Source organism: Streptomyces sp. NPDC002845, from assembly GCF_053591955.1.
The window spans coordinates 150,881-173,772 of the sequence record NZ_JBSFUU010000010.1; the positions used below are offsets into that span (position 1 = coordinate 150,881).

Below are 22,892 nucleotides of genomic sequence, written 5' to 3' on the forward strand. Positions count from 1 at the left end.
GAGGGGAGGGGAGGGGAGGCGTGGCGAGGCGAGGCCTTACGCCGCCAGCCTCCCCGCCACCTCCACCGCCTCCTCCAGGCTGTCCACGACCGGCGCGCCCACCCCTTCGAGACTGGCCCGACTGTGGGAACCCCCGGTGTAGAGAACCGCCTGCGCACCCACATGCCGAGCGGCTACGGCATCGTCGGCCGCGTCCCCGATCACGACCACACGCGTCGGCTCCACCGCACCCAGCGCACTCACATGCCGCACCATGTGCTCGGCCTTGCTGCCACCGGAGGGCCCGGTCCGCCCGTCGACGCGTATGAAGTGCGGCTCGATCCCGAACCCCCGCACCAACGGGACCAGTTCGTCATGGACGTACATGCTGAGGATCGACTGACTGCGCCCCGCCGACTGCCAGTCCGCGAGCAGCCCCGGCACCCCCTCGGTGAGCCCGCACGCCGTGCGGTGCTCCGCGTAGTACCGGTGGAAGGCCTCGTCCATGATCTCCCACTCGTCGTCGGTCGGCAGCCGTCCGATCAGCCGCTCGTAGAACTTCGGCACCGGCACGCAGTACAGCTCCCGGTACCGCTCCAGCGTGATCGGCTCGATGCCCAGCTCGGCGAACGCCGCGTTCGTCGCCCCGATGATGGCCTCATTGTCATGGAACAGGGTTCCGTTCCAGTCCCAGACGATGTGCGCTGCTTCGTGCTTCCCCATACCAAGAACGTACCCGTCACCACTGACAACGCACCGTGAGCGCCTGCGCACGGGCTCACGGCCGGGAGCCCGTGCGGGGATTTCACTCCCCGGGGCCCCGCCGAAGGACAGGGGTTCAGTCCCCGAGCCCGACCAGATTGGGGATCTCCTGCGTGGCGAACCACAGCAATTCGTGGTCCTCGGCCCCGTCCACGGTGAACTGGGCGTCGTCGTCACCGTGGTCCGCCGCTCCCAGCGCGTCCGCCGCGGCGGCGACATCGGGCTCGGCCTCGTCGGAGTCGACGTGCACGGCGGCGGCCTTGGCCAGCGGCACCGGCCCGGCGACCCGCACCTCGCCGAGCGCCGCCGGATCGAGCCCCCGGTCGGGGTCGGCCACGGCGGCTCCGTCGGCGACGTCGACGGCGACGACGACCCGCCGCCGGGCGGCCTTGGGGTCACCGGCGAGGAGGCGCAGCGAGGCGAGGGCGGCGCGGTTCAGGGCGGCGTACTCCAGCTCCTCGATGTCGTCGGAGAGGTACCACTCCCGCAGCGCGGGCGTGACGGCGTACGCGACGAACCGCCCCTCCCCCAGCTCACCCGTCTTGTACGCCTCAGCGAGGCCGGGGAGGGTCAGGGGGACGTAGACGCGCATGGCAGGCCGCTTTCGTAGTCGGAAGGCTCCTCGGAGGCATTCCGCGGAGGCTCCGAGGAGGGCGTTCGCGCACCTCCGGAGCGGCCTTCAGGATACGTGCGGGAGTCCCCTTTCGAGTCCCCGTCCGACGGGCCGGACGCGTCCACCCCCGAGCCGCGTCGTCACCCGGCCCGCCCCCATCGCATCGGGCCCGAGCCCCGCCCCGGTCACTCTGATAGGTGAACCTTTCGCGACCCCCGGCAGACCTGGGCGCTCCTTGCGACCGCCACCCCTGTCCTCGTACAAGATCCCCACACGAAGTTACCGACCGGTACCTGCCGGTTCACGGAAACGGGGACCCCCATGAGCAAGGTCATGACCAGGACGAAGCGCCAGTCGGGCACCCGCCCGCCCGTCCGCCACGACACCCGCCGCCCCGGCGCCACCCCGACCCGCACCACCCCGGGCCGCGGCCGCCCGACACCACCGAGCACAGGAGCTTTCTCCACGGCACCAGGCAACACGGCGCCCCGCAGCACGACACCCAACGGCGCCCCGGCCCGCAGCACAGCGACCAACGGCACTCCCACCCGCACCATGGCGCCGAGCGCCACTCCAGCCCGCACGGCACCAGGTGGCACGCCGACCCGCACGGCACCGGGCGCTACTCCGACCCGCACCACAACGACCCGCGACGCCCCCGCCCGCGCTACAACGACCCACAGCACCCAGACCCGCACCACGACCGCCAAGGGCGCCCCGGCCCGCACCACGGTGCCGGGCGCCGCCCCGATCCGCACCACGACGGCCGGCGGCACCCCGACCCGTACGGCACCCAGCACGGCCCCTCCGCGCCCCGTCCCCCAGCCTCGCCCCACCGACCACTTCGCCGACCTCTTGCTGGCGGTGCTGAGCGGCCAGCGGCCGGTGCACAGCATGCTGCGCCACACCGCGGGCCGGGCCTACGACGAACTGGCCTGGCTCGCCGAGCGCGGCCCCCTGCGCACCACCCGAGGCACCCTCCCGGTCGTCCGTGACATCGGCTACGACGTCCCCCGCCCCGGTGCCATCGAGGCCTTCGCCCGCATCGGCGCGGGTGACCAGCTCCGCGCCATGGCCTTCCGCCTGGAACACGGCCCCGACAACCGCTGGCGCTGCACAGCAGTGGAACTGGGCGGCCCGAGGATGCCCCACCCAGACGACGACTGACCGACGAGGACTGACCCGCGTCGGCGCTCGTCGGCACACGTCGGCACACGTCGACACAAGTCGACAGAGCACGAGGGGCCGGGCACCCTCAGGTGCCCGGCCCCTCACAGCTCGCCCTCGCGGAGCGATCGGCTCGCCCCCGCAGGGCGACCGGTCACTTCTTGCGGCGGCGCCCGCTCTTGGCCTGCTTGCGGCGCTCCGCGCGGGTCAGGCCGTCGGACTCCGACCGGACGGCGTCCTCGTTGGCGAAGTCACCCTCGACGACACCGCCCTCGCCGTCCACGGTGGGCGCGGAGAAGTGCAGGCGGTCGGGGCGCTGCGGGGTGTCCAGGCCCTTGGCACGGATCTCCGGACGGGAAGTGCCCGCCTGGGCCGGCACGGCGTCCTGCTTGTCGAGGGACGGCTTGGCATCCTCGACCGGGACCTCCTCGACCTGCTGCTCGACCTGGACCTCCAGGTTGAACAGGTAGCCGACGGACTCCTCCTTGATGCCCTCCATCATGGCGGTGAACATGTCGAAGCCCTCGCGCTGGTACTCGACCAGCGGGTCCTTCTGGGCCATCGCGCGCAGGCCGATGCCCTCCTGGAGGTAGTCCATCTCGTAGAGGTGCTCGCGCCACTTGCGGTCGAGGACCGACAGCACGACCCGGCGCTCCAGCTCACGCATGATCTCGGAGCCGAGCTGCGCCTCCCGCGCCTCGTACTGTGCGTGGATGTCGTCCTTGATGGACTCGGAGATGAACTCGGCGGTCAGACCGGCCCGGTCGCCGGCCGCCTCCTCCAGCTCCTCGATGGTGACCTTCACGGGGTAGAGCTGCTTGAACGCGCCCCACAGCCGGTCGACGTCCCACTCCTCGGCGAAGCCCTCGGCGGTCTCGGCGGTGATGTACGCGTCGATCGTGTCGTCCATGAAGTGCTGGATCTGCTCGTGCAGGTCCTCGCCCTCCAGGACGCGGCGCCGCTCGCCGTAGATGACCTCGCGCTGCCGGTTGAGGACCTCGTCGTACTTCAGGACGTTCTTGCGGGTCTCGAAGTTCTGCGTCTCGACCTGCGACTGGGCGGACGCGATCGCGCGCGTGACCATCTTGTTCTCGATCGGCACGTCGTCCGGGACGTTCGCCATCGACATCACGCGCTCGACCATCTGGGCCTTGAAGAGCCTCATCAGGTCGTCACCCAGCGACAGGTAGAAGCGGGACTCGCCCGGGTCGCCCTGACGGCCGGAACGACCGCGCAGCTGGTTGTCGATACGACGCGACTCGTGCCGCTCGGTGCCGAGGACGTAGAGGCCGCCGAGGTCCTTGACCTCTTCGAACTCGGCCTGCACCGCCTTTTCGGCCCTCTCCAGGGCGGCGGGCAGCGCCGCGGCCCACTCCTCGATGTGCTCCTCGGGGTCGAGGCCGCGCTGACGCAGCTCCGCCTCCGCGAGGTCATCGGGGTTGCCGCCGAGCTTGATGTCGGTGCCACGACCGGCCATATTCGTCGCCACGGTCACGGCGCCCTTGCGGCCGGCCTGGGCGACGATCACCGCCTCACGGTCGTGCTGCTTCGCGTTCAGCACTTCGTGCTGGATGCCGCGCTTGCTGAGCTGCTGCGAGAGATACTCGGATTTCTCGACCGAGGTGGTGCCGACGAGGATCGGCTGGCCCTTCTCGTGCTTCTCGGCGATGTCGTCGACCACCGCGTCGAACTTGGCGACCTCGGTGCGGTAGATCAGGTCCGACTGGTCCTTGCGGACCATCGGCCGGTTGGTCGGAATCGGGACCACGCCGAGCTTGTAGATCTGGTGGAACTCGGCGGCCTCGGTCATCGCCGTACCGGTCATGCCGGAGAGCTTGTCGTAGAGGCGGAAGAAGTTCTGCAGGGTGATCGTGGCGAGCGTCTGGTTCTCGTCCTTGATCGGCACCCCTTCCTTCGCCTCGATCGCCTGGTGCATGCCCTCGTTGTAGCGGCGGCCGGCGAGGATACGGCCGGTGTGCTCGTCGACGATCATGACCTCGCCGTCGATGACGACGTAGTCCTTGTCGTTCTTGAAGAGCTCCTTGGCCTTGATGGCGTTGTTCAGGTAGCCCACCAGCGGCGTGTTCACCGACTCGTAGAGGTTGTCGATGCCCAGCCAGTCCTCGACCTTGGCGACACCGGACTCGTGGATGGCGACCGTGCGCTTCTTCTCGTCGACCTCGTAGTCCCCGGTCTCCTCGATGCCCTTGAGCTGGTTGCCCGGCTCGCCCCTCTTCAGGCGGGTGACCAGCTTGGCGAAGTCGCCGTACCACTTGGTGGCCTGGTCGGCCGGGCCGGAGATGATCAGCGGCGTACGGGCCTCGTCGATGAGGATGGAGTCGACCTCGTCGACGACCGCGAAGTTGTGGCCGCGCTGGACGAGCTCGTCCTTGGACCAGGCCATGTTGTCGCGCAGGTAGTCGAAGCCGAACTCGTTGTTCGTGCCGTACGTGATGTCGCACGCGTACTGCTCGCGGCGCTGGGCCGGCGTCATGTTGGCGAGGATGCAGCCGACGCTCAGTCCCAGGAACTTGTGGACGCGGCCCATCATCTCGGAGTCGCGCTCGGCCAGGTAGTCGTTGACCGTGATCAGGTGGACGCCGTCGCCCGACAGCGCGTTCAGATACGTGGGCAGCGTGCCGACCAGGGTCTTGCCCTCACCGGTCTTCATCTCGGCGACGTACCCGCGGTGGAGGGCGGCGCCGCCCATGATCTGCACGTCGTAGTGGCGCTGCCCGAGGACGCGCTTGGCTGCCTCTCGGACGGTGGCGAACGCCTCGGGGAGCAGGTCGTCGAGCGTCTCGCCGTCGACATACCGCTGCTTGTACTCATCGGTGAGGGCCCGCAGCTCGGCGTCGGAGAGGTCGACGAAGTCCTCTTCGATGGAGTTGACCTGGTCCGCGATGCGGTGCAGCTTGCGCAGGATCTTGCCTTCGCCTGCACGCATGATCTTCGAGAGGACGGACACGGGGGTTGGTCTCCTTGCCGGTCGGGCCTGGGACGGTCGATTCCAAACAACTGATTGAGCAACGGCCATCGTAAGCGAGGACCCGCCCGTGTCGGGAGGTCTGCCTGTGACAGCCACTAGAACAACGTGCGGGCGAGGCGGATGGTGCCGGATTCCGCCCACGAATTGCGCGAATCGTGATCACTGCCTCACACACAGCTAGCATCCCGCTTCAACAGCCAGGACCCGCAAAAGGGATGGCACCCTTCCGCTCTCCCCACCACAATCGGCCGATGAAACCCGTCACCCTCACCACCGCCCGGCTGCTCCTGCGTCCGGTGGGTCCGCAGGACATCGACGCGGTGTACGTCGCCGCCCAGGACCCCGACATCCAGCGCTGGACGACCATCCCGTCGCCGTACCTCCACGAACACGCGCGGAGCTTCGTCGACCAGACGATCCCGGACGGCTGGGCCGACGCCTCGATGTTCACCTTCGGCGTCTTCCTCCCCTCCGGGGAGCTCGTGGGCATGCTCGGCATCACCATGCACTCCCTCGGCGCCGGCGAGATCGGCTTCTGGGCGGCAAAGGAACACCGCGGCAACGGCTACATCACCGAAGCCACCCTCACCGCCTCTCACTGGGCCTTCACCACCCTCTCCCTCGACCGCCTCGAATGGCGAGCCGAGGTGGGCAACACCCCGTCCCGCGCCGTGGCCGAAAAGGCCGGCTTCACCATCGAGGGCACCCTCCGCTCCGCCCTCAACAACAGGGGCGTACGCCGCGACTGCTGGGTAGGTTCCTTGCTCCCCTCCGACCTGGGCCTCCCTTCAACGGCCCCGTACTTGCCGCCACGAACGTCCTGAGACCCAACAGCGCCTACCCCGAGGCCTCCTCACCTGCACCTTCCAGACCGGCCCCGCCCTTTCCAGCCCGTCCGGCGCTTGAGGACGAGGCCGAAGGCCGATCCCACAGCAACCACCACCCACCCGCACACACCCCACCCCCCAACGGGGGTCCAGGGGGCGCAGCCCCCTGGCGGGGTCGAAGGGGCGGAGCCCCTGGAGGACGGGACGGGTAGGGGCGGCGGGGGCGAAACCCCCACCAGCCACACCCCCACCCACCCTCATCTCCCCAGCTCACCCCCCGCTGTCAGTCCCACCCCCTACCCTGCGGACCATGACAACCCTCCCGCGCCCCACCACAGAACTCTCCGCAGACGAGGCCCGCCGCATCGCCCTTCGAGCCCAGGGCCTCCTCGGCGCCCCGGCCCGCAAGTCCGGCGTCCGCGGCATACTGCGGCACCTGGGCGCGGTCCAACTCGACACCATCTCGGTCCTGGCCCGCTCGCACGAACTCATCCCGTACGCCCGCCTGGGCGCAATAGGCCGCACCACAGTCGACAAGGCGTACTGGACAACTGCGTCCTTTGGCGCGCCTCCGGCACGACCCCACGCCTTCGAGTACTGGTCCCACGCCGCCTGCATCCTCCCCATCGAGGAATGGCCCCACTTCGCCTTCCGCCGCCGCGCCTACCGCACCCGCCCCCACTGGCACCACCCCCTTCCGGACGGCGCCTACGACCGGGTCATCAAGCAACTCCGCGCCGAAGGCCCTCTCACCGCCACGGAGCTGGGCGGAGCCAAGCGCACCAGCGAGTGGTGGGACTGGTCCGGCGAGAAGGTCGCCGTCGAACGCTCCCTGATGTACGGCGAGGTGGTCTGCGTGGAACGCCGCGGCTGGAAGCGGGTGTACGACCTCGCCGAGCGCGCCGTCCCCGACGAGCTGCTCCACGACGACCTGGACGACGCCGAGTGCCTGCGCCGCCTCGTCCGCCTCGCCGGCCAGGCACTCGGCGTCGGCACACGCGCGGACATCGCCGACTACCACCGCCTCAAGGGCGAACAGGTCGACGCGGTGATCACCGACTCGGGCCTGGTCCCGGTGACGGTGGCGGGCTGGAGCAAGCCCGCCTGGGCCGACCCGGCGGCCCTGGAAACACCCCCGCGCGGCCGCCACCGCACGACGCTTCTGTCCCCGTTCGACTCCCTGATCTGGGAGCGGGCCCGCACGGAGCGCATCTTCGGCTTCACCCACCGCTTGGAGGCCTACGTCCCCAAACAGAAGCGCGTCCACGGCTACTTCGCGATGCCGGTCCTCGCCGGAGGCCGCCTCGTCGGCCGCGTCGACCCCGCCCGCGACGGCCGCACCCTGGTCGCCAAACAGGTCACCCTCGACGGCCCCAAGGCGGTCCCGGCAGTGGCCCAGGCCCTGCTGGAGGCGGCGAGCTGGGTGGACTGCACCAACGTACGCGTGGAACAGGTGGACGCCCCCGAGCTGCGCGAACCCCTGACGACAGAACTGTCCCGCGCTCTGGGATGAGACGCCCTGGGGCGAGACCTGCCCTGGGCAGAGGCCTAACGGATCTCGAGAATCTTCTCCCGCATCGCATACACCACGGCCTCCATCCTGGAGTGCAGCTGCAGCTTCTCCAGAATGTTGCGCACATGGTTCTTCACGGTGTTCTCGGAGATGAACAACTCCTTGGCGATATCCCGGTTGTTCATCCCCGTCGCCACCAGCTTGAGAACCTCCAGCTCACGGTCCGTCAGCCGGGGCGCCGGCACCAGACGGCGCTCGTCCGTCCGCTGGATCATCGACTTGAATTCGGTGAGCAGCTTCGACGCCATCGAAGGGCTGATCTGCGACTGCCCGTCGGCGACGGCGCGAATGGCCGTGGCCACCTCGTCGGTGGAGATCTCCTTGAGGAGATAACCGGTGGCGCCCGCCTTGATCGCGTCGTAGAGATCGGCTTCCTCGTCGCTGATCGTCAGCATGATGATCTTCGCGCTGGGCGCCACCTCCTTGATGGAGGTGCACGCCTCGATCCCGCCGCGCTTGGGCATCCGTACGTCCATCAGCACGATGTCCGGCAGCAGATCGGCCGCCTTGTCGACCGCCTCCGCCCCGTCACCCGCCTCGCCGACGACCTGGATGTCCTCCTCGGCCGCGAGCACGATCTCCAGACCGCGGCGGAAGAGGGCGTGGTCGTCCACGACGAGGACCCGGATGGGCTCCTTGCGCGGGGAGCCCGCCTCCGGGCCCATGCCGACGACGCCGCCGTCGGCATCCTCATCACGCATCGGTCCGAAGCTGTCCGCCATCGTTCCTCCCCCTAGAAGGCCGTGGCCTGTGTTCCTGTGCCATCGCCAACCCAAGGCAACGGCCCACCGGTTGGGGCCGGTCCGGCCATGATTTCATGCCCGGACGACAGTGCGGTGACAGAGCGAGGCGCAAAGTGGTCGCACACCGGTGCCCCTGGGGGCGCACGCGCGCACCAGGGGCACCGGATCGGCTGTCACCCGGCGAAGGTCAGCCGCCGAGCGCACCGCCCGCGGCCGCCGACTGTCCTTGGGCCACCATGGGGTCCGTGCTGAGGTGGATGACGCCGTAGTCGTATGCGTGCCGCCGGTAGACGACACTCGGTTCCTTGGTCTCGGAGTCGACGAACAGGTAGAAGTCGTGCCCGACCAGCTCCATCTCGTAGAGCGCCTGGTCGAGCGTCATCGGGGAAGCGACGTGGGTCTTCTCACGGACGATGAGGGGGCCTTCGCCCTTCACTTCCAGCGAGCCGATCTTCTTGGTGGGCACGCTGTCCGAGTGCTCATCCTCATGGACGGCGTGGCCGTTCCCGTTCAGCGTCGCCACGCCCGGGACGTGGTCGGGGACCTCGGCTGCCGTGAGCCGTCGGGCTCCACGGCGCGTGAAACGCTTGTCGTGCTGCCTGCGCAGCCGGGCTTCCAGCTTCTCCGCTGCCAGGTCGAGTGCCGCGTACGGGTCGCTGGCCGCTGCTTCCGCCCGGATCACCGGACCTCGGGAGTGAAGCGTGATCTCCACTCGGTCCGATCGGTCGGCCTGCCGGGGGTTGGGCTCCTTGGACACCTCGACGTCGAGGCTGATCACCTTGCCATCGAGCTTCTGGATCTTCTCCAGCTTCAGCTTCTCGGCCACGTGCTTCCGGAACCGCTCGGGCACCTCGGTCTTGCGGCCCTTGACGACGATGTCCACGCAGAACTCCGTTCCCGGATAGCTCCGCATCCCTGGCGGAGCATCTCCCTTTTGCACCAGGCTCCGGTGAGTCCCGGAACCTTCGGACTCGGTGACTTCCACCTCCTCCTCCCCCGCGGGCAAGATCTCCACCCTGCCGCCGCGAGTGATTGCAGAAAACCCGCAGCACGGCATTCGGATATGCGAGGAACGGCTTGGGCCATTCCCTCACAACCGAACATATCTCGCCCGGACGGATGTCGTCACCCTCTACCGCGGGGTACCTCCGTTCAGGTGAATAGGCCTTCTCGTTACCTGCAACGATGCAAGTTCTCTGTCAGTTCCGGTTCATTTCGAATGAGTCCGGCGGGGCCGCGACGACGGCCGCACGGACCAGGTCTCCAGGGCCGTTCGGACCCGTCATCGCCTGCATCGCTTGTGTCCGGTACGCCTCCCCTGCTGTCACTCGCGCGAACCGTTGCGCCATTCTTTCCCCTGCCGCGTCGGCGTACACGGCCGTCCCGGCATCCACACCCGTTCCAGGCCGCCCACCCTGCTCCGCGAGCGCGGCGGCCCGTACGGCGCGCGCCCCCTCCGCCAGCGAGGCACCCGTCGTGATCAGGTCGTCGACCAGCACCACCCGGCCGCCAGCCAGCAGCCGATCCCCTCCCGCGGCCACGTCCAGGGCGCCGGCGAGATTGTCCAGCCGCTGCCGGGAGTTGAGCGCCGACTGATCGGCCACAGCACGCCTCTGCCGCAGCACGGCCGCCACCCGGGCCGGCATCCCGGTCCGCCGCAGCTCACCGGCCGCCGCGAGCGCGATCCGCCGTACCGGGTCGTGCCCCCGCGCCCGCACCGCTCTGCGCGCGGACGGCACGGGAACCAGCAGCACAGGCCCCTGAGCGCCGCCCACGGCGCCGCTCCGCCCGTCCTGGTGCCCTGGCCGTGTCTCGTCCAGTCCCGCCCGTACGGCCCCTGCCAAGGCCGCTCCGAGCGGTGCGGCGAGCGCCAGCGCGCCCCGTTCCTTGTGCGCGAGCAGCAGCGCGCGCACCTCGTCCTCATACGGAGCCGCCGCGTGCACCACGGGCAGCCCCAACGGCTCCGGCACCGGTCGCGCCCGGCACGGTACGGCTCCACTCAGAGCGGCACGGCACTCCGGGCAGAGCACCGTGCGAGGCCTCCCGCAGCCTCCGCACTCGGCCGGCAGCACCAGATCGGTGAGGTCCTGCCACCACCCCCGCATGCCCGTCACTGTGCCAGCACCCACGCCGCCCGGCCACCCCTGTGGACAACTCCCTGTGGACAACTCACCGCAACCACCACGGCCGTGTCCCCCACACGAGTGAGACCCCGTGCGATGACAGCCGAAGCGGCCGGCGGCAGGCCCGTACAGCGGTGGCAGGCCGCCCGTACAGAAAGAACCGCCACAGCCCACGCGGCTGTGGCGGCCCTGTCCCGGACGACCGAACGTCTCCCCTACCCCGGATAGACCGGCGCCGTCCCCTCCTTGATCACCTTCTGCCACTGCGCCCCGGACGTCAGCCGTACGATCCCGTCCTCCTCCGAGTGCGCCACCAGCGGCAGCCGCTCGTCCTCGGACGCGGCGATGTCTTTGACCCCCGTGAGCGCCGCGGGCGCCGGGCCCGGCGCGGTGGAGCCGTCGACCTGGACGTATCGCATCTGCTGCACGCCACCGGACTCGCGCCCGACCACGACGAGCCGGCTGTCCCCGGCCCACGACATGGCCGTGACCTCCTCCAGGTCCGGGGTGACGGAGCGCAGTTCGACGATCGAGACGGTGGCCTTACCCGTGGAGTCGGTGTCCCGCTCGATCCGCCCGAGGAACAGCGACTGTTCGCCGTCCTTCTCCACGATCAGCGCGATCCGTACCCCGTCGGCGGCTACCCGCACCGCCTCGACACGCCCGTCGAGCCTCGGTGTCCTGACCTCCAGCGGCTCACCCGCGCCGTCCTGAAGGACGACCAGCCGGGCGTTCTTCGGGTCTCGGTCGGCAACCCACAGGTCGTCTCGCCCGTCCCAACTGGGCGTTGTCAGCCGGTCTTCCTCGGTAGCGCCCTCGCTGCGCAGCACCGGCTCCCCGAGCGAGCCGCCCGAGGCCAACTGCCCCACATACAGCTCGCTGCCCTCCAGGGACACCCCGGCCGCCCGGTTCTCGGCGCGCGACACCGCGGCCGAGCGCAGCTCGGTGCCCTCCTCGCCCAGCGGGCCGGGCACCGGATCGGCCTCGGGCTCCCGGACGGCGCCGTCGGCGGACATACGGACGAGCCGGTGCTTGTCGTCGATGAAGTACTCGTACCCGGCGCGCTGCCCCGGACCGTGCGCGGCGACGATGTCCGCGTCGGCCTCGCCGAGCGCGCACAGCCGCTTGCCGTCCGTCCCCTGCAGCTCCACCTCCTTCACGCCCGTGGGCGTCAGGTCCTGGAGCGTGAACAGGAGCTGGGCCGCCATCTCCTCGCACTTGGCCGACGAGACGCGGTCGGCCTTGTCGTTCAGCGGCACGGTCAGCGTGCTCTGGTCGTCGGGCGTCAGCGAGGTGACGCCCTCCTTCAGCGCCGTACCGGAGGGGAAGCTCGTCCGCGCCACCGGGTTCAGCCAGCTGGTCGGCCCCTTCAGGAGGGCGCGGACCATCGCCGTCATGGGGTCCACCTTGCGGCGCACGTAGACCGGGTCGGCGACGGTACCCAGTGGCCCGGACTCCGTGGCGGACGTGAAGTAGTACTTGTTGACGGAGACGTAGTTGCGCTGGAAGTCCGACATGCCCAGCACGACCCCCTGCGGCAGCTCGTCGATGCGCCACTGCTGGGTGTCCTTGAGCCGGGTGAGGTGCACGGTCGCCCTGTAGTCCCCGCCGACGGGCGCGTACGCGTTCTGGTCGTCCACCTTGGCGACCTTCGTACCGAACAGCTCGAACTCGTACTCGCTGTCATCCTCACTGGTCCCCGTGGACTGGGACAGCGCGTTCGGGCCCTCCGTGAGGATCGTCGTGGACGCGCCCGGCTGCCAGGTCTTGCGCGCGTTGTCCGCCAGGTACAGGCGGGCGGTGTCGTAGTCCGGGTCGTCGCTGGTCAGTGCCTCCAGGAAACCCTGCACGATCTCCGAGGGCCGGGCGTCCTCCCGCGGCTCCAGGGCGAAGACCCGCACCTGCGTGTCCTGCCGGGGCGTGGACTCCACACCCCTCAGATCCCCGTTGTCCGGCATCGAGGCACACCCGGCCAGCAGTACGGCGCCACAGCCGACGTACGCCGCCACCCGTACCGGACGCCTACGGCCGCGCCTCTCGCGGTCAGCGCCCACGGAATGCCTCCCCCTGCTCGTACTGTTCCGGATGCCGCGACCGAGCCGGCTGCTCCTGGCCGCCGCCCTCAAACGGCCTCTCCTCGGTGCCGCCCGCGACTTCGGCGGCCGTGCTGTCCCCCATGGCCTCGGCCGACGGGCGCGTGGCCTGGGTCGGCAGCGGCACCACGCGCGCGCCGTTGCCGGGCAGCGCCGTCGGGTCGGCCGTCGGGGTCGGCCCGGTCAGCCTCGGCCCTATGGATGCCGGCCCTATGGATGCCTTCGCCGACATGGTCTCCCCGGAGGGCTGCGCCGGGACGGTGGCGAGCTTGGGGCTGCCGCCGAGCGGCAAACCGGCGTCATTAAGTCCACGATTTCGCCGGGAGTCCTTCGGTTCGAGGGGGATCGGGGACCCGCGCAGCGACTCGTCCGCGGTCCGCGGCAGCGTCAGCCGGAACTGCGAACCGCCGCCCGGCTCCCCCCACGCCTGCAGCCAGCCGCCGTGCAGCCGGGCGTCCTCCAGGGCGATGGACAGCCCCAGCCCCGTACCGCCGGTGGTACGCGCGCGTGCCGGGTCAGCCCGCCAGAAGCGGCTGAACACCCGGGTCGCCTCGCCGGGCTTGAGTCCCACGCCGTAGTCGCGCACCGCGACCGCGACCGCACCGCCCGCCGCGGCGAGCTTGACCACGACGTCCTTGCCCTCACCGTGCTCGACGGCGTTGACGACCAGGTTGCGCAGCACCCGCTCCACGCGCCGGGCGTCCGCCTCGGCGACCACGGGCTGCTGGTCGCCCACGACACGTATCCGCGTGCCCTTGCGCTCGGCGAGCGGCTCGGCCCCGCTGACGACCCGCCGCACGACCTCGCGCAGGTCTATCGGCTCGGCCTCCAGCGCCGCCGCGCCCGCGTCGAACCGGCTGATCTCCAGCAGGTCCGCGAGCAGCGACTCGAACCGGTCCAGCTGGTCGGCGAGCAGCTCGGCCGACCGCGCGGTCACCGGATCGAACTCGACGCGCGCCTCATGGATGACGTCCGCCGCCATCCGGACGGTCGTCAGCGGCGTACGCAGCTCGTGCGACACGTCGGAGACGAACCGGCGCTGCATCCGCGACAGGTCCTCCAGCTGCTGGATCTTCAGCTGCAGGTTCTGCGCCATCTTGTTGAAGGCCTCGCCCAGCCGCGCGATGTCGTCCTCGCCGGTGACCTTCATACGCTCCTGAAGGCGCCCGGCGGACAGCCGCTCGGCGATTCCGGCCGCCATCCGTACGGGTGTGACGACCTGGCGCACCACGAGCCAGGCGATGGCCCCGAGGAGCACGACGACGAACAGCCCGGCCGTCGCCAGCGTCCCCTTCACCAGGCTCAGCGACTTCTCCTCCTGGGTGAGCGGGAAGAGGTAGTACAGCTGGTACGGGTCCCCGTTGGGGTCGTTGACCTGCTTGCCGATGATCAGCGCGGGCTGGGAGTCCTGGCCGTTGGTGTACGAGACGCGCGTATAGCTCTGCACCGCGCCCGCGCCGTCGTCGACGCGCTCACGCAGGTCCTGGGGCACGCTGAGGTTCCAGTCCACGACACCCGAGGCGCGCGGTCCCAGGCCGCCGGTGGCGCCGTCGGCCGAGGCGGGAGCGAGGGTCACGACGTCGAACGCGCCCTGGCCGCCGCTGGAGAGCGACTCCACGAGGTTGCTCATCCACTCGCCGACGTTCTGCACACGGTCGCCGTTGATGTCCGAGCTGTCGTTGCCCGCCGCGTTCGCCGCGACGTCCGCCTGCTGCCCGGCGGCGGTGAACCCGCCCGTGGCCTGGCTCTGCGACGCCTTCACCTTGGCGTCCAGCAGACCGTTGCGCACCTGCCCGATGACGACGAAGCCCAGCAGCAGGACGACACCGAGCGACATCAACAGGGTCGTGACGACGATCCTGAGCTGGATGTTGCGCCGCCACAGCCGCATCACCGGCAGCAGCGGACGACGCACCCAGCGCATGAACAGCCGGAGGACCGGGCTGCCCTGGACTCCGCCCTGCAGCAGCCCGCCCTCCAGGACGCTCCCCCAGCGGGAACCCGTCACCTTCCGGCCGACAGGCCGCCCCTCGCGGGTCCCCGGCTGACCGGGCGCCGAAGCGGCACTGTCTCCGGACATGTCAGCTCGGTCCGGCCTTGTACCCGACACCACGCACGGTCACCACGATCTCCGGCCGCTCCGGGTCCTTCTCGACCTTGGAGCGCAGCCGCTGCACATGAACATTCACGAGACGGGTGTCCGCCGCGTGCCGGTACCCCCAGACCTGCTCCAGCAGGACCTCGCGCGTGAACACCTGCCACGGCTTCCGTGCCAACGCGACCAGCAGATCGAACTCCAGCGGCGTGAGCGCGATCGACTGCCCGTCCCGCTTCACGGAGTGACCGGCGACATCGATGACAAGGTCACCGATGGCGAGCTGCTCGGGCGCCGGCTCCTCCGACCTCCGCAGTCGCGCCCGGATCCGCGCCACGAGCTCCTTCGGCTTGAACGGCTTCACGATGTAGTCGTCGGCGCCGGACTCCAGCCCGACCACCACGTCCACCGTGTCGCTCTTCGCCGTCAGCATCACGATCGGCACCCCGGACTCCGCCCTGATCAGACGGCACACCTCGATACCGTCCCGCCCGGGCAGCATCAGATCGAGCAGCACCAGATCAGGCTTGGTCTCGCGGAATGCGGCCAGCGCCTTGTCGCCGTCGGCTACGAAAGACGGCTCAAAACCTTCACCACGCAGCACAATGCCGAGCATCTCGGCCAGTGCGGTGTCGTCGTCGACGACAAGGACTCGTCCCTTCATAAAGGCCATCATCCCATTAACTAAATCGTTACCTGGCGTGACCTGGCACACAGCTCTGCCAGGGCCTCAGCTGTCACGGGCGACACGGCGCCCTCTTCGGTGACGATGGCCGTCACCAACTCGGGCGGCGTCACGTCGAACGCCGGGTTGTACGCCTGGGTGCCCAGGGGTGCCACCGCTATCCCGCCTCCCGCTTCCGTTCCCGCCGCGGGCACCTGGGGCGCCGCGATCTCGGTCACCTCATGACCGGCGCGCTGCTCGACCTCGATGGACGCCCCGTTGGGCGTGTCCGGATCGATCGTCGTCACCGGCGCCACCACGATGAACGGCACATGGTGATACCGGCACAGCACCGCGAGCGGATAGGTCCCCACCTTGTTCGCCACCGAACCGTCGGCCGCGATCCGGTCGGCCCCGACCAGCACCGCGTCCACCTCCCCCGCCGCAAACAGCGAACCCGCCGCATTGTCCGTGAGCAAGGTGTACGCCATTCCGCTGCGGGCCGCCTCCCACGCCGTCAGACGTGCACCCTGCAGCAACGGCCGCGTTTCGTCCACCCACAGCCTGCGCAGCCGCCCCGCCCGGTGCGCCTCCAGAGCCACCGCGAACGCCGTGCCCTCACCACCGGACACCAGCATCCCGGTGTTGCAGTGCGTGAGCACCCGGTGCCCGCCGCCCGGCAACAACTCGTCGAGCAGCGCCAGCCCGTGCCGGGCCATACGCGCACTGGCCTTGGCGTCCTCCCGGTGCAGCACCCGCGCCGCGGCGAGCGCCGCCTCGGCGGCCTGCTTCTGGTCCCCGCCCGCGGCGAGCGCGGCCCGGTACGCGTCCCGGGCCCTGCGCACGCCGACGGCAAGATTCACCGCGGTCGGCCGGGCGCTCGCGAGCGCCTCCGCGGCCTCCTCCGCGTCGAAGCCACGCGCGGCGGCGAGCGCGACGCCGTACGCCCCGGCAATGCCGAGCAGCGGCGCCCCGCGCACGGCGAGCGTACGGATCGCCTCCACCAGCGCGGGCGCGTCCGTGCACACCAGCTCGACCTCCTCGGCCGGCAGCCTCGTCTGGTCGAGGAGGACCACGACGGGGCCTTCGGGGGGCTCGTCCCAACGAATCGCGGGTATCTCCGCCGGCCGGTTGTCGTCGCCGGATTGCGCGTACTGATCAGCCATCCGCCCAGTCTGCCCCTTATCCGTCGGACAATTGAAGGCGGGCAGCCCGTACAGCCCCCGGTCCCTTCTCGGACACACCGTGGCACGATGGGCGCCAACCTGCCGCCGCGACCGCGGACGGGCACCGTGAAGGAGCGATGATGAAAGACACTCCGGGCTGGGCCTCGCCCGGATCTGCCCCCTCGGGCGGCCAGGAGCCGGACACCTCCGGCACCGCGCAGCCGGAGCAGCCCTCGGACCAGGACGGTGCGAACCAGCCGGAGCCGCCGTCGAAGTGGTCCAAGGAGCAGCCCCCGCCCGGCCAGTGGTCCGCGCCGAGCCCCCAGGGCCCCGGCCAAGCCCCGCCACCACCCCCGCCCGGCCCGGGCTGGGGCGGCCAGCCACCGGGCGGCCCCAGTGGCTACGGCGGCCAGGCCGGCGGATACGGCGGCTGGGGCGCACCCGGATCCGGAGGCGCGGGCTACGGCGGTCCCGGTCCCGGCGGCTGGGGCGGCCCGTGGGGCGGTCCCCCGCCCGCGGCCAAGCCCGGCGTGATCCCGCTGCGCCCGCTCGGCGTCGGCGAGATCCTCGACGGCGCGGTCTCCACCATGCGCACGTACTGGCGCACGGTCCTCGGCATCTCCCTGACCGTCGCCGTCGTCACACAGATCGCCATCACCCTGCTCCAGGGCTTCGTTCTGAACGACAGCGCGGGCACAGAGGCCCTCAACGACCCCAACGCCACGCTCGACGAGCTGACCAGCGCCATGGGCAGTGCGATGCTCAGCTCGGCCGTCCTGTTGCTGATCAGCCTGCTGGGCACCATCGTCGCGACCGCCCTGCTGACGACCGTGACCAGCCGCGCTGTCCTGGGCAGGTCGGTGACCACCGCCGAGGCCTGGCGGGACGCCCGGCCTCAGCTCCTGAGGCTGTTCGGCCTGACACTCCTGCTGCCGCTGATCGCCGGCGCGATCATCACCGCCGGCATCCTGCCCGGCATCTTGGTCGCCGTCGCCGGTGGAGGCGACGGAGGTGTCGTACTCATGGTCCTCGGCGGTCTCGCCGCGTTCGTCGTCGCTCTCTGGGTGATGATCCGCTTCTCGCTCGCCTCGCCCGCCCTGATGCTGGAGAAGCAGAGCGTCTTCAAGGCGATGGGCCGTTCCTCCAAGCTGGTGCGCGGCTCCTGGTGGCGGGTCTTCGGCATCCAGTTGCTCGCCACGATCATCGCCAACATCATGGCGTCGATCATCGTGATCCCCTTCGCCTTCCTCGCCGGTGCCCTCAGCGGAGACGGCGTCACCGGCTTCCTCAACAGCACCACCGGGGACTTCGGCTGGACGTTTCTCATTGTCAGCGGGATCGGCTCGGTGATCGGGTCCATGCTCACGTTCCCCATCACCGCGGGCGTCACCGTGCTGCTCTACATCGACCAGCGCATCCGCCGCGAGGCCCTCGACCTCGACCTGGCCCGCGCCGCCGGCATCCCGGACTACGACTCCCACGCCCCCGGCACCACCCCGGGGAGCTGATGCGGTGAGTCTGTCGGGGGGAATCGTCATCCCTGTGCTGCGGCGCGCGGACGACGAACCACCGGTCACCCTCCCGCGCGACCCCGCGCGGGAGGCGGCCGAACGTGAACTGTCCAAGCGGATGTACCACGAGAACGACCCCAGTTGGTTGCAGCGTGCTCTGGACACCTTCTGGGAGTGGGTCGACAAACTGTTCAGCGCGGCCTCCTCCGCCACGCCCGGCGGCGCGCTCGGCCTGATCGTCATCGTCTTGGTCGTCCTGGCGCTCCTCGGGGCGCTCTGGTGGCGCCTGGGCACCCCGCGCCGCTCCCCCACCTCGTCCGCCGCGCTCTTCGACGACCGCCCCCGCAGCGCCGCCGAACACCGCGCGGCCGCCGAGGCACACGCCGCCCAGGGCCACTGGAACCAGGCCGTCCAAGACCGCATGCGCGCCGTCGTACGCTCCCTGGAGGAACGCGCCCTGCTCGACGTACGCCCCGGCCGCACCGCCGACGAGGCCGCCTCCGAAGCCGGCCGCGCACTCCCCGCCCACGCGGAACGCCTGCGCGCCGCCGCCCGGGACTTCGACGACGTCACGTACGGCGGCCGGTCCGCGGCCCACAGCACATACCGCGGCCTCGCCGCCCTCGACAACGACCTGGAGCGCACCAAGCCCGTGCTGACCAGCAGCGCCCACAGCACGGACCACAACGCCCGCCAGGGAGCCGCCGAATGACCACCGAGGCCACGCTCCCGTCCACCTCGGCCTCGCCCACCGCCCGCCAGGTGTGGACCCGCGCGCGCGGTGTCGTCCTCGCGCTGGTGGTCCTCCTGGCGGCGGCCGTCGCGATCGCCGCGGTCCGCTCCGATGCCCGGCACGGCGCGCTCGACCCCCGCTCGGCCGATCCCTTCGGCAGCCGTGCGATCGCCGAACTCCTCGACGACCGGGGCGTGTCCACACGCGTGGTCACCACCCTGGACGAAGCGAGCACCGCCACCGGCCCCGACACCACCCTCCTGGTCGCCGTCCCGGACCTGCTCACCGACCGCCAGCAGTCCAAGCTCCACGCCGCCACCGAGGACTCCGGCGGCCGTACGATCCTGGTGGCCCCCGACACCCCGTCCGTCGGCACCCTCGCCCCCGGCGTGAGCGCCGACGCCACGCTCAGCTTCGAGTCGACGCTCTCTCCCGACTGCGACCTCCCCGCCGCCCGCCGAGCGGGCACCGCCGACACAGGCGGCGTCCGGTACCACACCACCGCGCCCCGCGCGGACTCCTGCTACCTCAGCGACGGCCTCCCCACCCTGCTCCGCCTCCCGGCGCCCGAAGAGAACGGCGACACCGTCGTACTCGGCGCCCCCGACATCCTCTACAACGACACCCTCGACGAGCAGGGCAACGCCTCCCTCGCCCTCCAACTCCTCGGCTCGCGCCCGCATCTGGTCTGGTACCTCCCCTCGCTCTCCGACGACTCGCTCACCGACACCGGCGAGCGCAGCTTCTTCGACCTGCTCCCCGCTGGATGGCTCTGGGGCACTCTGCAGCTCTTCATCGCCGCAGCCCTGGCCGCCCTCTGGCGGGCACACCGACTCGGCCCCCTCGTGCCCGAAAAACTTCCCGTGGCGATCCGCGCCTCCGAAACCGTCGAAGGCCGCGCCCGCCTCTACCGCAAGTCCAACGCCCGCGACCGCGCGGCCGCCGCACTTCGCTCCACCACCCGCACGCGCCTCGCCCCCCTCGTAGGTGTCCCCCTCGCCCAGGCGCACGCGCCCGAGGCCCTGCTGACCGCCCTGTCCACCCACCTCCACGGTGACGGACAGTCCCTGCACTCCCTCCTCTTCGGCCCGCCGCCCAGCGACGACGCGGCCCTCACCTCCCTCGCCGACCAACTCGACGCCCTCGAAAGAGAGGTACGCCGTTCATGATGGACCCGACCACTGACAACGCCGGGTACACCGGGGATCCGGGCGCCGCCCGCTCCTCCCTGGAAGCCCTGCGCGCCGAGATCGCCAAAGCCGTGGTCGGCCAGGACCCCGCCGTGACCGGCCTCGTCGTCGCCCTCCTCTGCCGCGGACACGTTCTCCTGGAAGGAGTCCCTGGAGTAGCCAAAACGTTGCTCGTCCGCGCCCTCGCATCCGCACTCGAACTGGACACCAAGCGCGTCCAGTTCACCCCGGACCTCATGCCGAGCGATGTCACCGGCTCCCTCGTCTACGACACCCGCACCGCCGAGTTCTCCTTCCAGCCCGGCCCGGTATTCACCAACCTCCTCCTGGCCGACGAGATCAACCGCACCCCGCCGAAGACCCAGTCGTCCCTGCTGGAGGCCATGGAGGAGCGCCAGGTCACGGTCGACGGCACCCCGCGCCCGCTCCCCGAGCCGTTCCTGGTCGCCGCAACCCAGAACCCGGTCGAGTACGAGGGCACGTACCCCCTCCCTGAAGCCCAGCTGGACCGCTTCCTCCTGAAACTCACCATCCCCCTTCCCTCCCGCCAGGACGAGATCGACGTCCTGACCCGCCACTCCGAGGGCTTCAACCCGCGCGACCTGCACTCCGCCGGCCTACGCCCCGTAGCGAACGCCGCCGACCTCGAAGCCGCCCGCGCCGCCGTCGCCAAGACCTCGATCTCCCCCGAGATCACCGCCTACGTGGTGGACATCTGCCGCGCCACCCGCGAATCCCCGTCTCTGACTCTCGGCGTCTCTCCTCGCGGCGCGACGGCGCTCCTCGCCACCGCCCGAGCCTGGGCCTGGCTGACCGGCCGCGACTACGTCATCCCCGACGACGTGAAGGCACTGGCACTCCCGACACTCCGCCACCGCGTCCAACTCCGCCCGGAGGCCGAGATGGAGGGTGTGACGGCCGACTCGGTCATCAACGCGATCCTCGCCCACGTCCCCGTCCCCCGCTGATGGCACTCACCGGACGCGCCGCGCTCCTCGCGGCCCTCGGCACCCTCCCCGTCGGCATCTGGGAACCCAGCTGGACGGGCATCCTCGCCATGAACGCCCCCCTGGCCCTGGCCTGCGCCTGCGACTACGCCCTGGCCGCCCCCGTACGCCGCCTCGGACTCAGCCGCTCCGGCGACACATCGGCGCGCCTGGGCGAAGCCGCGGACGTCACCCTCACGATCGCCAACACCTCGAATCGCCCTCTACGCGCGCGCGTACGCGACGCCTGGCCCCCCAGCAGCTGGCAGCCCGACACCGAAGGGGCCGCCTCCCGCCACCGCATCACAGTTCCCCCGGGCGAACGCCGGCGGATCACCACCCGCCTACGCCCCACCCGCCGAGGCGACCGCCAGGCCGACCGCGTGACGATCCGCTCGTACGGCCCGCTGGGCCTTCTCTCCCGCCAGGGCACCCACAAAGTCCCCTGGACAGTACGCGTCCTGCCCCCGTTCACCAGCCGCAAGCACCTGCCCTCCAAACTGGCCCGCCTGCGCGAACTCGACGGCCGCACCAGCGTGCTGACCCGAGGCGAGGGCACGGAATTCGACAGTCTCCGCGAATACGTCCCTGGGGACGACACCCGCTCCATCGACTGGCGCGCCACAGCCCGCCAGACCACGGTCGCGGTACGCACCTGGCGCCCGGAACGCGACCGCCACATCCTCCTGGTCCTCGACACCGGCCGCACCTCCGCGGGCCGCGTCGGCGATGCCCCCCGCCTCGACGCCTCCATGGACGCCGCGCTCCTCCTGGCCGCCCTCGCCTCCCGCGCCGGCGACCGCGTGGACCTCCTCGCCTACGACCGCCGCGTCCGCGCCCTCGTCCAGGGCCGCACAGCGGGTGACGTCCTCCCGTCTCTGGTCACCGCTATGGCCACCCTGGAACCAGAACTCCTCGAAACGGACGCCCGCGGCCTGACGGCCACAGCACTCCGTACGGCCCCACGCAGCGCCCTGATCGTCCTTCTCACCAGCCTCGACGCTGCCCCCATCGAGGAGGGCCTCCTCCCCGTCCTCTCCCGTCTCACTCAGCGCCACACACTCCTGGTGGCATCGGTGGCGGACCCGCACATCGCACGGATGGCAACACACCGAGGCACCACAGATGCCGTTTACGAGGCTGCCTCAGCGGCCCAGGCCCAGGAAGAACGCCACCGAACCGCAGAACAACTCCGTCGACATGGCGTCACGGTCGTCGAGGCGACCCCGGACGACCTGCCGCCGGCTCTCGCTGACACCTATCTGGCACTGAAGGCAGCAGGACGTCTTTAAGCTCAGTCTCAGCGGGCCTCCTCTGAGGAGAAAGGAGAGGAGGCCCATTAACCCCCATAAACGCAGAAAACCCCGCACCTGATGGTGCGGGGTTTCCCTCAATATTTGTTCGGCGGTGTCCTACTCTCCCACAGGGTCCCCCCTGCAGTACCATCGGCGCTGTAAGGCTTAGCTTCCGGGTTCGGAATGTAACCGGGCGTTTCCCTCACGCTATAACCACCGAAACACTATGAAACAATCAACCGCACCCCGCACGGCCCGTGCAGGGGGTTGTTCGTGGTTTCAGAACCAACACAGTGGACGCGAGCAACTGAGGACAAGCCCTCGGCCTATTAGTACCGGTCACCTCCAGCGGTTACCCGCCTTCCAGATCCGGCCTATCAACC

18 protein-coding genes and 1 rRNA gene are annotated in these 22,892 nt (G+C 70.5%); 8 read left to right on the forward strand and 11 right to left on the reverse strand.

What is annotated here, in order from left to right; translation table 11 throughout:
• Positions 1 to 36: 36 nt before the first annotated feature.
• The gene (locus ACWD3C_RS09850; RefSeq protein WP_451141967.1) at positions 37 to 702 is read right to left on the reverse strand and encodes an HAD family hydrolase; all 666 of its coding nucleotides are present in this window, start codon (positions 700 to 702) and stop codon (positions 37 to 39) included.
• A gap of 115 nt (positions 703 to 817) precedes the next feature.
• Complete coding sequence (locus tag ACWD3C_RS09855; protein ID WP_451141969.1) at positions 818 to 1,333, reverse strand: DUF6912 family protein; 516 nt, start codon at positions 1,331 to 1,333, stop codon at positions 818 to 820.
• Positions 1,334 to 1,687: 354 nt separating this feature from the next.
• Between ACWD3C_RS09855 and ACWD3C_RS09860 the strand changes: the two genes are divergently transcribed.
• On the forward strand, positions 1,688 to 2,521 hold the full coding sequence (locus tag ACWD3C_RS09860; RefSeq protein WP_451141971.1) for an Rv3235 family protein: 834 nt from the start codon (positions 1,688 to 1,690) through the stop codon (positions 2,519 to 2,521).
• A gap of 154 nt (positions 2,522 to 2,675) precedes the next feature.
• On the opposite strand, the gene secA is transcribed toward ACWD3C_RS09860, so the two are convergent.
• A complete protein-coding gene (secA, locus tag ACWD3C_RS09865; protein WP_451141973.1) occupies positions 2,676 to 5,489 on the reverse strand; it encodes a preprotein translocase subunit SecA in 2,814 nt (937 codons plus the stop codon).
• A 272-nt stretch (positions 5,490 to 5,761) separates the two neighbouring features.
• Here secA and ACWD3C_RS09870 point away from each other — a divergent pair, with 272 nt between their 5' ends.
• Both ACWD3C_RS09870 and ACWD3C_RS09875 read left to right on the forward strand, forming a co-directional pair.
• Positions 5,762 to 6,334: a GNAT family N-acetyltransferase gene (locus ACWD3C_RS09870; protein ID WP_451141975.1), complete on the forward strand. Its 573-nt coding sequence runs from the start codon at positions 5,762 to 5,764 to the stop codon at positions 6,332 to 6,334.
• Positions 6,335 to 6,647: 313 nt separating this feature from the next.
• Positions 6,648 to 7,850 (forward strand): winged helix-turn-helix domain-containing protein, encoded by a 1,203-nt coding sequence (locus ACWD3C_RS09875; RefSeq protein WP_451141977.1) that lies wholly within the window; start codon positions 6,648 to 6,650, stop codon positions 7,848 to 7,850.
• 35 nt (positions 7,851 to 7,885) lie between these two features.
• On the opposite strand, the gene ACWD3C_RS09880 is transcribed toward ACWD3C_RS09875, so the two are convergent.
• From ACWD3C_RS09880 to mtnA, 7 genes are all read right to left on the reverse strand, one after another.
• On the reverse strand, positions 7,886 to 8,632 hold the full coding sequence (locus ACWD3C_RS09880) for a response regulator (RefSeq protein ID WP_152790099.1): 747 nt from the start codon (positions 8,630 to 8,632) through the stop codon (positions 7,886 to 7,888).
• A gap of 208 nt (positions 8,633 to 8,840) precedes the next feature.
• Entirely contained in the window at positions 8,841 to 9,536 is a 696-nt protein-coding gene (hpf, locus tag ACWD3C_RS09885) for a ribosome hibernation-promoting factor, HPF/YfiA family (RefSeq protein WP_451142007.1), read from the reverse strand.
• 316 nt (positions 9,537 to 9,852) lie between these two features.
• A complete protein-coding gene (locus ACWD3C_RS09890) occupies positions 9,853 to 10,758 on the reverse strand; it encodes a ComF family protein (protein WP_451141979.1) in 906 nt (301 codons plus the stop codon).
• 233 nt (positions 10,759 to 10,991) lie between these two features.
• Entirely contained in the window at positions 10,992 to 12,830 is a 1,839-nt protein-coding gene (locus ACWD3C_RS09895) for an LpqB family beta-propeller domain-containing protein (protein WP_451141981.1), read from the reverse strand.
• Entirely contained in the window at positions 12,820 to 14,949 is a 2,130-nt protein-coding gene (mtrB, locus tag ACWD3C_RS09900; RefSeq protein WP_451141983.1) for an MtrAB system histidine kinase MtrB, read from the reverse strand. The genes ACWD3C_RS09895 and mtrB overlap by 11 nt, the downstream gene beginning before the upstream one ends.
• A gap of 1 nt (position 14,950) precedes the next feature.
• Positions 14,951 to 15,640 carry a two-component system response regulator MtrA gene (mtrA, locus tag ACWD3C_RS09905; protein WP_187822996.1) on the reverse strand — a complete coding sequence of 230 codons (690 nt, stop codon included), beginning with the start codon at positions 15,638 to 15,640 and terminating at the stop codon, positions 14,951 to 14,953.
• Positions 15,641 to 15,648: 8 nt separating this feature from the next.
• Positions 15,649 to 16,794, reverse strand: coding sequence for an S-methyl-5-thioribose-1-phosphate isomerase (mtnA, locus tag ACWD3C_RS09910; RefSeq protein WP_451141986.1), 1,146 nt, complete (start codon positions 16,792 to 16,794; stop codon positions 15,649 to 15,651).
• 140 nt (positions 16,795 to 16,934) lie between these two features.
• Between mtnA and ACWD3C_RS09915 the strand changes: the two genes are divergently transcribed.
• The 5 genes from ACWD3C_RS09915 to ACWD3C_RS09935 are packed head-to-tail and all read left to right on the forward strand — an operon-like array spanning position 16,935 to position 22,506.
• Positions 16,935 to 18,302 (forward strand): glycerophosphoryl diester phosphodiesterase membrane domain-containing protein, encoded by a 1,368-nt coding sequence (locus tag ACWD3C_RS09915; protein ID WP_451141988.1) that lies wholly within the window; start codon positions 16,935 to 16,937, stop codon positions 18,300 to 18,302.
• Positions 18,303 to 18,306: 4 nt separating this feature from the next.
• Positions 18,307 to 19,017: a DUF4129 domain-containing protein gene (locus tag ACWD3C_RS09920; protein WP_451141990.1), complete on the forward strand. Its 711-nt coding sequence runs from the start codon at positions 18,307 to 18,309 to the stop codon at positions 19,015 to 19,017.
• Positions 19,014 to 20,207: a DUF4350 domain-containing protein gene (locus ACWD3C_RS09925; RefSeq protein ID WP_451141992.1), complete on the forward strand. Its 1,194-nt coding sequence runs from the start codon at positions 19,014 to 19,016 to the stop codon at positions 20,205 to 20,207. The genes ACWD3C_RS09920 and ACWD3C_RS09925 overlap by 4 nt, the downstream gene beginning before the upstream one ends.
• A complete protein-coding gene (locus ACWD3C_RS09930; RefSeq protein WP_451142009.1) occupies positions 20,207 to 21,196 on the forward strand; it encodes an AAA family ATPase in 990 nt (329 codons plus the stop codon). The genes ACWD3C_RS09925 and ACWD3C_RS09930 overlap by 1 nt, the downstream gene beginning before the upstream one ends.
• Complete coding sequence (locus tag ACWD3C_RS09935) at positions 21,196 to 22,506, forward strand: DUF58 domain-containing protein (RefSeq protein WP_451141994.1); 1,311 nt, start codon at positions 21,196 to 21,198, stop codon at positions 22,504 to 22,506. Before ACWD3C_RS09930 ends, ACWD3C_RS09935 begins: the two co-directional genes overlap by 1 nt.
• Before the next feature lie 107 nt (positions 22,507 to 22,613).
• On the opposite strand, the gene rrf is transcribed toward ACWD3C_RS09935, so the two are convergent.
• Positions 22,614 to 22,730: ribosomal RNA gene (gene rrf / locus ACWD3C_RS09940) — 5S ribosomal RNA — on the reverse strand.
• Positions 22,731 to 22,892 lie beyond the last annotated feature (162 nt).

What these genes read in the sequence shown, in the direction of transcription:
- ACWD3C_RS09850 (WP_451141967.1), bottom strand. Translation starts at nt 702, where the DNA reads ATGGGGAAGCACGAAGCAGCGCACATCGTCTGGGACTGGAACGGAACC.
- ACWD3C_RS09855 (WP_451141969.1), bottom strand. Translation starts at nt 1,333, where the DNA reads ATGCGCGTCTACGTCCCCCTGACCCTCCCCGGCCTCGCTGAGGCGTAC.
- ACWD3C_RS09860 (WP_451141971.1), top strand. Translation starts at nt 1,688, where the DNA reads ATGACCAGGACGAAGCGCCAGTCGGGCACCCGCCCGCCCGTCCGCCAC.
- ACWD3C_RS09870 (WP_451141975.1), top strand. Translation starts at nt 5,762, where the DNA reads ATGAAACCCGTCACCCTCACCACCGCCCGGCTGCTCCTGCGTCCGGTG.
- ACWD3C_RS09875 (WP_451141977.1), top strand. Translation starts at nt 6,648, where the DNA reads ATGACAACCCTCCCGCGCCCCACCACAGAACTCTCCGCAGACGAGGCC.
- ACWD3C_RS09880 (WP_152790099.1), bottom strand. Translation starts at nt 8,632, where the DNA reads ATGGCGGACAGCTTCGGACCGATGCGTGATGAGGATGCCGACGGCGGC.
- ACWD3C_RS09890 (WP_451141979.1), bottom strand. Translation starts at nt 10,758, where the DNA reads ATGCGGGGGTGGTGGCAGGACCTCACCGATCTGGTGCTGCCGGCCGAG.
- mtrB (WP_451141983.1), bottom strand. Translation starts at nt 14,949, where the DNA reads ATGTCCGGAGACAGTGCCGCTTCGGCGCCCGGTCAGCCGGGGACCCGC.
- mtrA (WP_187822996.1), bottom strand. Translation starts at nt 15,640, where the DNA reads ATGATGGCCTTTATGAAGGGACGAGTCCTTGTCGTCGACGACGACACC.
- mtnA (WP_451141986.1), bottom strand. Translation starts at nt 16,794, where the DNA reads ATGGCTGATCAGTACGCGCAATCCGGCGACGACAACCGGCCGGCGGAG.
- ACWD3C_RS09915 (WP_451141988.1), top strand. Translation starts at nt 16,935, where the DNA reads ATGAAAGACACTCCGGGCTGGGCCTCGCCCGGATCTGCCCCCTCGGGC.
- ACWD3C_RS09925 (WP_451141992.1), top strand. Translation starts at nt 19,014, where the DNA reads ATGACCACCGAGGCCACGCTCCCGTCCACCTCGGCCTCGCCCACCGCC.
- ACWD3C_RS09930 (WP_451142009.1), top strand. Translation starts at nt 20,207, where the DNA reads ATGGACCCGACCACTGACAACGCCGGGTACACCGGGGATCCGGGCGCC.
- ACWD3C_RS09935 (WP_451141994.1), top strand. Translation starts at nt 21,196, where the DNA reads ATGGCACTCACCGGACGCGCCGCGCTCCTCGCGGCCCTCGGCACCCTC.